9 protein-coding genes are annotated in these 9,713 nt (G+C 73.8%); all 9 read right to left on the bottom strand.

Annotated elements, in window-relative coordinates:
• Window positions 1-238 precede the first annotated feature (238 nt).
• From tyrS to argC, 9 genes are read right to left on the bottom strand one after another with little or no spacing between them, the layout of a single operon-like run.
• Complete coding sequence (tyrS, locus tag RM425_RS17205; RefSeq protein ID WP_311346443.1) at window positions 239-1,519, bottom strand: tyrosine--tRNA ligase; 1,281 nt, start codon at window positions 1,517-1,519, stop codon at window positions 239-241.
• Window positions 1,516-2,220: a DNA-3-methyladenine glycosylase gene (locus RM425_RS17200; RefSeq protein WP_311346442.1), complete on the bottom strand. Its 705-nt coding sequence runs from the start codon at window positions 2,218-2,220 to the stop codon at window positions 1,516-1,518. The genes tyrS and RM425_RS17200 overlap by 4 nt, the downstream gene beginning before the upstream one ends.
• Entirely contained in the window at window positions 2,184-3,626 is a 1,443-nt protein-coding gene (gene argH / locus RM425_RS17195) for an argininosuccinate lyase (RefSeq protein WP_311346441.1), read from the bottom strand. Before argH ends, RM425_RS17200 begins: the two co-directional genes overlap by 37 nt.
• Window positions 3,623-4,162 (bottom strand): arginine repressor, encoded by a 540-nt coding sequence (locus RM425_RS17190; RefSeq protein WP_311346440.1) that lies wholly within the window; start codon window positions 4,160-4,162, stop codon window positions 3,623-3,625. The genes argH and RM425_RS17190 overlap by 4 nt, the downstream gene beginning before the upstream one ends.
• Before the next feature lie 13 nt (window positions 4,163-4,175).
• Window positions 4,176-5,120 (bottom strand): ornithine carbamoyltransferase, encoded by a 945-nt coding sequence (gene argF, locus RM425_RS17185; RefSeq protein WP_311346439.1) that lies wholly within the window; start codon window positions 5,118-5,120, stop codon window positions 4,176-4,178.
• The gene (locus tag RM425_RS17180; RefSeq protein ID WP_311346438.1) at window positions 5,117-6,412 is read right to left on the bottom strand and encodes an acetylornithine transaminase; all 1,296 of its coding nucleotides are present in this window, start codon (window positions 6,410-6,412) and stop codon (window positions 5,117-5,119) included. The genes argF and RM425_RS17180 overlap by 4 nt, the downstream gene beginning before the upstream one ends.
• The gene (gene argB / locus RM425_RS17175; protein ID WP_311346437.1) at window positions 6,409-7,464 is read right to left on the bottom strand and encodes an acetylglutamate kinase; all 1,056 of its coding nucleotides are present in this window, start codon (window positions 7,462-7,464) and stop codon (window positions 6,409-6,411) included. Before argB ends, RM425_RS17180 begins: the two co-directional genes overlap by 4 nt.
• Window positions 7,461-8,624, bottom strand: a complete 1,164-nt coding sequence (gene argJ / locus RM425_RS17170) for a bifunctional glutamate N-acetyltransferase/amino-acid acetyltransferase ArgJ (RefSeq protein ID WP_311346436.1) — start codon at window positions 8,622-8,624, stop codon at window positions 7,461-7,463. Before argJ ends, argB begins: the two co-directional genes overlap by 4 nt.
• Window positions 8,621-9,661, bottom strand: coding sequence for an N-acetyl-gamma-glutamyl-phosphate reductase (gene argC / locus RM425_RS17165; RefSeq protein WP_311346435.1), 1,041 nt, complete (start codon window positions 9,659-9,661; stop codon window positions 8,621-8,623). The genes argJ and argC overlap by 4 nt, the downstream gene beginning before the upstream one ends.
• Window positions 9,662-9,713: the final 52 nt, after the last annotated feature.

Raw genomic sequence — 9,713 nt, 5'->3', positions numbered from 1 at the left:
GCGGACGCGCAGACACTCGACCCTCACGGGCTCCGCACCTGGCTGGATGTCCAACACTACGCCGGTTTCCGTTGCCCCCGCCAGCGGCGGGTCCCGGTCCGGCGGCCCCTCAGGGCCGCGCGGCGCAGAGAGAAAGTTACGTGCCCCCGGGGGCGGTGTCAAACCGCCTGCACGTGACGCCCGACACCGGGCCGTCACACGCGGCACACCCCCCGTTCGCACGGCATGGACTGCCCGGTCAGCCGGCTCGCCGGACCCCCGCGACCGACCGCTTGCCCCGGCGCAGGACGAGCCAGCCGCCGGGGAGCCAGGCGTCGTCCGCCGGCACGGCGTCCGCATCGGCGACGCGCTCGTTGTTCAGGTAGGCGCCGCCCTCCTTCACGGTGCGGCGGGCCTCCGAGAGGCTGCTCACCAGGCCGGTCTGCTGGAGGAGCACGGCGATCGTGGGCAGCTCGCCGTCCACCGTGACGCTCCCGGCCTCGGTCAGCGCGGCGGTCAGGGTGCCGGCGTCCAGGGTCCGGAGGTCGTCGCGACCGAACAGCGCCCGCCCGGCCGCCTCGGCCTGGGCCAGCTCCTGCTCACCGTGCACCAACCTGGTCAGGTCCTCGGCGAGCGCCCGCTGCACCGCGCGGGCAGCCGGCCGCTCCACGCTCTCCGCGATCAGCGCCTCGACCTCCCCTGCCGGTCGCTCGGAGAACAGCGGCAGCCAGGCACGTGCGTCGACGTCGTCGACGTTGAGCCAGTACTGGTGGAAGGCGTAGGGGCTCATCAGCTCGGGGTCGAGCCACACCGTGGCGCCCTGGGTCTTGCCGATCTTCTGGCCGTCGGCCGTGGTGATCAGCGGGGTGCCCATGGCGTGCACCCCGGCGCCCTCCGTGCGCCGGACCAGGTCGATGCCGGCCGTCAGGTTGCCCCACTGGTCGGACCCACCGGTCTGCAGCGTCACCCCGTGCCGCCGGTACAGCTCCCGGTAGTCGTTCGCCTGCAGGATCTGGTAGCTGAACTCGGTGTAGCTGATGCCGGCCTCGGAGTTCAGCCGTGCCGAGACCGCTTCTTTGGCCAGCATCTGGCTCACGCGGAAGTTCTTGCCGATGGCGCGCAGGAAGTCGATGGCCGAGAGCTGTTCGGTCCAGTCGAGGTTGTCGACGTAGATCGGCGGCCGGAGACCGAGCTCCTCGGCCGGGCGCTCGAGCAGCGGTGTGACGTTGCGGCGGATGCGCTCGACCCACTCGGCGACGACCTCGCGGTCGTTGAGCTGCCGTTCGGAGTTCCGGCCACCGGGGTCGCCGATCAGCCCGGTGGCGCCGCCGACCAGGACGACCGGCTGGTGCCCGGCCCGCTGCAGCGCGCGCAGCAGCATGAACTGCACGAGGTTGCCGACGTGCAGGCTGGGTGCCGTCGGGTCGAAGCCGCAGTAGTAGGTGACCGGCCCCTCGGCGAGATGGGCGCGCAGCGCGGCCTCGTCGGTGCTCAGGGCGATCAGCCCGCGGCGGTGCAGCTCGTCGATCAGATCGGTCACGGGGGTCCATCCTGCCCGGCCGCGCGACGGCGGGGCTTCCCACCCGCCCGGAACACGCTCACCGAGGGCGCGTCCGCCTCGTAGAACCGCCAGGGCAGCTCCTGTGCCTGGCTGATCCCGACCCGCGGACCGGCCGACACGGCGGACGGCGGCGTCCCCCGGTGGAGCCGCACCGACGACGACGGGTCCAGTAGGTCGGCGCCCTTGTCGTCGGGGCCGATGGCCAGCGCCTGGGTGAGCCGGGCCGGCCCGCGGGCCAGGTCCCGGGCGGCCCGGGCGGCGGGACGCCGGACGCGGGCCAGCTCCTCCCCCACCACGACCTCGCCGGCGCGCAGCAGCACCGCCGAGCCCCGGCCCTCCGGCCCGACGACGACGTTGGCGCACCAGTGCACGCCGTAGCTGAAGTACACGTACAGCCGCCCGGGGGGGCCGAACATGATCGCCGCGCGCGGGGTCGGGCCGCGGTGCGCGTGCGAGGCGGGGTCCTCCCCCGCACCCGAGTACGCCTCGACCTCGGTGAGCCGCAGCGCGACCCGTCCTTCCGGGCGGTCGGTCACCACCCAGCAGCCCAGCAGCGCCGGCGCCACGACGTCGACCGGCCCGAGCAGGTCCTCCTCGCGGACGAGAGGACCCGGCCCGGGCCGGTCGACGTCGGACGGAGAGCTCAGAGCACGCCCGCCACGGGCGAGGACGACGCCCACTCGGCATGCCCGGTGGCGAGCGCCGTGAGGCCGGTGATCTGCTCGGCCACCCGCTCGGGCGCGGTCCCCCCTCGGGTGCTGCGGGCGGCCAGGGCGCCGCGCACGGAGAGCACCGACCGCACGTCGGGGGTGAGCCGCTCGTCGATGGCGGCGAGCTGGTCGTCGTCGAGTTCGTCGAGCTCGAGGCCCGCCTGCTCGCAGAACGCCACCATCTCGCCGCTGATCTCGTGCGCGGACCGGAACGGCACGCCCTGCCGGACCAGCCACTCGGCGACGTCGGTGGCCAGCGCGAAGCCCTGGGGCGCGGCGGCCTCGAGCACCTCCGGCCGGAGCGTCAGCGTGGCGACCATGCCGGTGACGGCGGGGAGCAGGAGGAGCAGCTGGGACAGCGAGTCGAAGACCGGCTCCTTGTCCTCCTGCAAATCGCGGTCGTAGGCCAGCGGCAGGCCCTTGAGCATGGTGAGCAGCCCGGTCAGGTTGCCGACGAACCGCCCGGACTTGCCCCGGGCCAGTTCGGCGATGTCGGGGTTCTTCTTCTGCGGCATGATCGAGGACCCGGTCGCCCAGGCGTCGTCGAGCCGGGCCCAGCCGAACTCCGTCGACGTCCAGAGCACGACCTCCTCCCCCAGCCGGGAGAGGTGCACGCCGATCATCGCCGCGACGAAGCAGAACTCGGCGGCGAAGTCGCGGTCGCTGACGCCGTCGATCGAGTTGTCGGTGGCGCGGTCGAAGCCGAGCTCGGCGGCGACGGCGTCCGGGTCCAGCGGCAGGGATGATCCGGCCAGCGCACCCGATCCGTAGGGGCTCACGGCGGTGCGCCGGTCCCAGTCGCGCAGCCGGTCGACGTCGCGGGCGAAGGAGTGCGCGTGCGCCAGCAGCTGGTGGCTGAAGAGCACCGGCTGCGCGTGCTGCAGGTGCGTCATGCCCGGTGCTGCGACATCGGCGTAGCGCTCGGCCAGGCCCACGATCGCGTACTCCAGCGACGCCAGCTCGCCGGCCAGCGCGCGGACGTGGTGGCGCAGGTAGAGCCGCAGGTCGGTGGCGATCTGGTCGTTGCGGCTGCGGCCGGCACGGAGCTTGCCGCCCAGCGCCCCGAGCTTCTCGGTGAGCCCGCGCTCGAGCGCCTCGTGCACGTCCTCGTCGCTCTCGATGGCCGTGAAGGTGCCGGCCTCGACCTCGTCGGAGAGCTCACGCAGCGCACCGAGCATCTGCTCGAGCTCGTCGTCGGCGAGCAGCCCGGCGCGGTGCAGCACCCGGGCGTGGGCGCGCGACCCGGCCAGGTCGAAGGGCGCCAGGGCCCAGTCGAAGTGGGTCGATTTGGAGAGGGCCGCCATCGCCGGCGACGGGCCACCGCCGAAGCGGCCGCCCCAGAGCCGGGTCTGCGATCCAGGGGGGTTGCTGCTCACGTGCCGGATTCCTCTTCCAGGTCGTTCTGCAGTTCGGGGTACACGGCCGGCGTCCGCTCGGCGAGCGCGCGCAGCCGGTCGGCCAGGGCCGCTCCGCCGTCGGGGTCGCGGGAGACGACCAGCAGAGTGTCGTCGCCCGCGATGGTGCCCAGGACGTCGGGGAGGCCGACCTTGTCCAGCGCCGAGGCGAGGAACTGGGCTGCGCCGGGCGGCGTCCGCAGGACGGCCAGGTTGGCGCTGCCCTCTGCGTCGGTGAGCAGGTCGGCCAGCAGGCGGGTCAGCCGGGCCGGGGCGGTCTGCGCCGGGCGCAGGGGAGCGTTCTCCGGCGGCAGCACGTAGGACGCCGGGGCCCCGTCGGACCCCCGCATCTTGACCGCGCCCAACTCGTCGAGGTCCCGGGACAGCGTGGCCTGGGTGACCTCGATGCCGGCGCTCGCCAGCAGCGCGGCCAGGTGGGTCTGCGACGTCACCGACTGGGCCTCGATGAGGTCGCGGATCCGGGCCTGGCGCGCGCTGCGGCTGGGGACCGAGGTCATCGCCGCCTCCTCGTCACGAGTGCTCCAGGAGCCAGATCAGCACGGCCTTCTGCGCGTGCAGCCGGTTCTCCGCCTCGTCCCACACCGCGCTCTGCGGGCCGTCGATCACCTCGGCGGCGATCTCCTTCCCGCGGTAGGCCGGCAGGCAGTGCAGGACGACGGTGTCGTCGGCGGCCCGGGCCAGCGCAGCCTCGTCGACCGCGTAGGGCAGGAAGGGGGCGATGCGTGCGTCGTACTCGTCCTCCTGCCCCATGGAGACCCAGGTGTCGGTGACCAGCACGTCGGCGCCGTCGGCGGCCGCCGCGGCGTCCGCGGTCCACGCCACCGAGCCACCGGTCTCGGCCGCGATCTCCCCCGCGCGCTTCAGCACCTCGGGGTCGGGCTGGAACTCCTCGGGCGAGCCGACGCGCACGTGCATGCCGGCGGTGGCGCCGCCCAGCAGGTAGGAGTGCGCCATGTTGTTGGCGCCGTCCCCCAGGTAGCTCATCGACCGGCCGGCCAGCGAGCCCTTGCGCTCGGCGACCGTCTGCAGGTCGGCCAGGATCTGGCAGGGGTGGAACCCGTCGGTCAGCGCGTTGACCACCGGGACGCGGCTGGCGGCGGCCATCGCCTCGATGCGCTCCTGCCCGAAGGTCCGCCACACGATGGCGGCGACCTGCCGGTCGAGCACCCGGGCGGTGTCGGCGATCGGCTCGCCGCGGCCCAGCTGGCTGGTGGCGGCGTCGATGACCAGCGGGTACCCGCCGAGTTCGGCGACCCCCACGGAGAACGAGACGCGGGTGCGCGTGGACGGCTTGTCGAACAGCACCGCCACCCCGCGAGGCACGCCGTTGGCCGCGCGCAACGGGGTGGGCGCCTCCGCGGTGTGCCGGGTCGCCTTGAGCGAGGCGGCCAGCGCCAGCACCTCGGCCTGCTCGGCCGGGGTGAGGTCGTCGTCCCGGAGGAAGTGGCGGGTCACGAGTCGGCCTCCTGGGAAGCGGTGTGGGATGGCTCGGTTCCGGCCTCGTTCCGCTCCTCGGTCGCTGGCGCTCCCTGCGATGCTCGCTCGGCCGTCACCATCGCGGTGTCGAGAGCGGCGGGCAGCGCGGCGACGAAGGCGTCGATCTGCGCGTCGGTGAGGACCAGGGGCGGGGCCAGCCGCAGCACCCCGGGGGCGACGGCGTTGGTGAGGAAGCCCGCGGTGCGCAGCTGCGCCTCCAGGGCGGCGGCGACGTCGGCGGTGAGGACGACGCCGAGCAGCGCACCCCTCCCCCGGACCCCGGCGATGCCGGCGTGGCCCAGACCCTCGATGCCGGCGGTGAACCGGTGCTCCATCTCCTTGGCGCGCTCGAGCAGGCCCTCGTCGCGGATGGTGTCGAGCACCGCGAGCGCGGCGGCGGCGGCGATCGGGTTCCCGCCGAAGGTGGACCCGTGCGAGCCGGCGGTGAGCAGGTCGGCGGCGTCGCCGAAGGCGAGCATCGCGCCGATCGGCAGCCCGCCGCCGAGCGCCTTGGCCAGCGTGATGACGTCGGGCTGCAGCCCGTCGGCCTGGTGGGCGAACCAGTGCCCGGTGCGCCCCATGCCGGTCTGCACCTCGTCGAGCGCGAACAGCGCGCCGGCGGCCTTCGCGGCGGTGGCGCCGGCGGCCAGGTAGCCCGGCGGTGCGGGCAGCACACCGCCCTCGCCGAGCATCGGCTCGAGCAGCACCATCGCGGTCCGCTCGCCGACGGCCGCGGTGAGCGCGTCGGCGTCGCCGTAGGGCACGTAGGAAACCCCGCCGGGCAGCGGCGCGAACGCGGCGGCCTTCGACGGCTGGCCGGTGAGCGCCAGGGCGCCCATCGTCCGCCCGTGGAAGGCGCCCTCGGCGGTGATGACCTGCGGTCGGCCGGTGAGCCGGCTGAGCTTGAACGCCGCCTCGTTGGCCTCCGCGCCGGAGTTGCAGAAGAAGACCCGGCCGGGGCGGCCGGCGAGCTCCAGCAGCCGCTCGGCCAGGGCAACCCCGGGCTCGTGCATGGCCAGGTTGGAGACGTGCCCGAGCTTCCCGGCCTGGGTGGTGATCGCCTCGACCACCTTGGGGTGGGCGTGGCCGAGGATCGTCGTCGCGATGCCGCCGAGCAGGTCGGTGTACTCGCGGCCGTCGACGTCCCGCACCGTCGCCCCGGTGCCGGAGTCCAGCGCAACCGGCGGCGTCCGGTAGTTGCCCATCATCACGGCTGACCAGCGGCGGGCCAGCTCGTCCGTCCTGTCCCGCCCAGATCCCTCCCTTGTCATGGTGCTGTGCCCTCCTCCTGGGTCGTCGGTGCGTGGGTCGGCAGGCTCGGGACGACCATCGTCCCGGTGCCCTCGGTGGTGAACATCTCCAGCAGCAGTGCGTGCGGTGTGCGGCCGTCGACGACGGTCGCCCGCTTCACCCCGCCCTCGACCGCCCGCAGGCAGGCGGCCATCTTCGGCGCCATCCCGGCGTCCAGGTCGGGGAGGATCTCGCCCAGTTCCGCGACGTCGATCTGCTGCACGAGCGAGTCGCGGTCGGGCCAGTCGGAGTAGAGGCCCTCGACGTCGGTGAGGACGACGAGTTTCACCGCGTCCAGCGCCACGGCCACGGCAGCGGCGGCGGTGTCGGCGTTGACGTTGTGCACGACGCCGTCCCGGTCGGGGGCGACGGTCGCGATCACGGGGATGTGACCGGCCTCCAGCAGCGCACGGACCGGCGCGGGGTCGACCTCGACGACGTCGCCGACCAGGCCGATGTCGACCGCTTCGCCGTCCACGACGGCCCGGGTGCGCTCGGCGGTGAACAGCCCGCCGTCCTCACCGGACAGGCCCACGGCCAGCGGGCCGTGCTGGTTGATCAGCCCGACGACCTCCGGGGTGACCTGGCCGGTCAGCACCATGCGGACGACGCCGATCGTCTGCTCCGTGGTGACCCGCAGGCCGCCTCGGAACTCGCTCTGGATGCCCAGCCGGCCGAGCATCTCGGTGATCTGCGGACCGCCGCCGTGCACGACGACCGGCAGGATGCCGCAGGTCCGCAGGAAGACCATGTCGTCGGCGAACGCCCGGCGGCACTCGTCGTCGACCATCGCGTGGCCGCCGTACTTGATGACGACGACGTTGCCGTGGAACTCCTTGAGCCACGGCAGCGCCCCGGTGAGGACGGCGATCCGGCGGGCGTCGCCCTCGGGGTCGTGGGTGCGCATGACCCGGTGCGTGCCGATCCGCCGCGGCGGGACCGCCTGGTCGACCGCGACGTCGGGCGGGGTGGGGTCCTGGGCCTCGGGGTCGTGGACCGTGGTCACGTGCGGCTCGGGCTCCTGGGTGCTCACGTCGAGTACGCCGAGTTCTCGTGCACGTAGGCGATCGACAGGTCGTTGGTCCAGATCGTCGCCTCCTCGATGCCGGCCTTCAGGTCGACGTCGATGGTGATGGCCCGGCCGGTGAGGTCGACGCCCTCGCGCGGGTCCCCGATCGAGCCGCCGCGGCACACGGTGACGCCGTTGATGGTGACGTCGACCTGATCGGCTTCGAAGGCGGCGTCGGTGGTGCCGATCGCGGCGAGCACCCGGCCCCAGTTGGGGTCGTTGCCGAACAGCGCCGTCTTGAGCAGGTTGTTGCGCGCGCAGGCCCGACCGGCGGTCAGCGCGTCGTCGACCGTGGCGGCGTTGCGCACCGTGATGGCGATGTCCTTGGTGGAGCCCTCGGCGTCGGCGAGCAGCTGCATCGCCAGGTCGGTCGCCGCCGCGGCGAGGGCCTCGGTCAGCTGCTCCTCGGTCGGCGTGACCCCGCTCGCGCCGTTCGCCAGCACGATCACGGTGTCGTTGGTGGAGAGGCAGCCATCGGAGTCGACCCGCTCGAAGCTGGCCGCGGTCGCCGTCTGCAGCGCCCGCTGCAGGACGTCGGGGTCGGCGGTCGCGTCAGTGGTGAGGACCACGAGCATCGTGGCCAGGCTGGGCGCCAGCATCCCGGCGCCCTTGGCCATGCCGCCGATGCTCCAGCCGGCGTCCGGACCGCCGCGCTGCTGAATCGTCGTCTTGGGCACGCTGTCGGTGGTCATGATCGCCCGGGCGGCCTCGGCACCGCCGTCTTCGCTCAGAGCCTGCGCCGCGGCGGTGACCCCTGCGGTCAGCAGGTCCATGGGCAGCCGCATGCCGATGAGCCCGGTACTGGCGACGGCGACGTCGATTGCGCCGAGGCCCAGCTCCTCTGCCACGTGCTCGGCGGTGGTGTGGGTGTCGGCGAAGCCCTCGGGCCCGGTGCAGGCGTTGGCTCCGCCGGAGTTGAGGACGACGGCCCGGCAGCGCTGACCGGCCAGCACCTGGCGGCTCCAGATCACCGGGGCGGCCGGGAAGCGGTTGGTGGTGAAGACGGCGGCGGCGACGTCGTCGGGGCCGGTGTTGAGCACCAGCGCGACGTCGGGGTCGCCACTGGACTTCAGCCCGGCTGCGACGCCGGCGGCGTTGAAGCCCTTCGGGGCGGTGACGGTCATGGCGCGACTCCTACGAGCGGGAGACCGGTGGTCTCCGGAAGGCCGAGCGCGAGGTTGGCGCACTGCAGCGCGGCTCCCCCGGTGCCCTTGGTGAGGTTGTCGACGGCGGCGACCACGACGAGCCGGCCGGCGTCGCCGTCGACGGCGATCTGCAGCGCCACGGTGTTGGCACCGAGCACCTGCGCCGTCGTCGGCCACTGCCCCTCGGGCAGCAGGTGGACGAACGGCTCGTCGGCGTAGGCCTTCTCGTAGGCGGCCCGCGCGCTGTCGGCGTCGACACCGGGCGCGAGCTTCGCCGAACAGGTGGCGAGGATGCCCCGGCTCATCGGCACGAGCGTGGGCGTGAAGCTCACGCCGACCGACGTCCCGGCCGCCTGCGACAGGTTCTGGATCATCTCCGGCGTGTGCCGGTGCACCCCGCCGACGCCGTAGGCGCTCACCGCACCCATGACCTCGCTGCCGAGCAGGTGCGGCTTGGCGGACTTGCCCGCGCCGCTGGTCCCGCTGGCCGCGACGACGACCACCTCGGGCTCGACCAGGCCGGCGGCCAGGGCCGGGGCCAGCGCGAGGGTGACCGAGGTCGGGTAGCAGCCGGGGACGGCGATCCGCCGCGCGCCGGCCAGCTGCTCCCGCTGGCCGGGCAGTTCGGGCAGCCCGTAGGGCCAGGAGCCGGCGTACCCGTCCCCGTACCAGCGCTCCCAGGCAACGGAGTCGGTCAGCCGGTGGTCGGCGCCGCAGTCGATGACCAGGGTGTCCACCGGGAGCTGGGCGGCGATGGCGGCCGACTCCCCGTGCGGCAGCGCCAGCACCACGACGTCGTAACCGGACAGGCTCGCCGCGTCGCTCGGCTGGACCACCATCTCGGCGTACGGCAGCAGGTGCGGCTGCAGCTCGCCCAGGCGTCGGCCGGCGCTCGAGTTGGCGTGCACCCCGGCCAACCGCAGGTTCGGGTGCGCGGCCAGCAGGCGGCACACCTCTCCCCCGGCGTACCCGGTGGCGCCGGTGACCCCGACCGTCCACGTCTGCCCTGTGCTCACGATGCATGACCATACACGGTCATGCATGACCGCTCACTCCGTTATGGCGGCG

Source organism: Blastococcus goldschmidtiae, assembly GCF_031845325.1.
GTDB classification, from domain to species: Bacteria; Actinomycetota; Actinomycetes; order Mycobacteriales; family Geodermatophilaceae; genus Blastococcus; species Blastococcus goldschmidtiae.
This window is presented reverse-complemented; position numbering and strand designations above follow the sequence as displayed.

What these genes read in the sequence shown, in the direction of transcription:
- RM425_RS17190 (WP_311346440.1), bottom strand. Translation starts at nt 4,162, where the DNA reads ATGACCTCGGTCCCCAGCCGCAGCGCGCGCCAGGCCCGGATCCGCGAC.
- RM425_RS17180 (WP_311346438.1), bottom strand. Translation starts at nt 6,412, where the DNA reads ATGACAAGGGAGGGATCTGGGCGGGACAGGACGGACGAGCTGGCCCGC.
- argJ (WP_311346436.1), bottom strand. Translation starts at nt 8,624, where the DNA reads ATGACCGTCACCGCCCCGAAGGGCTTCAACGCCGCCGGCGTCGCAGCC.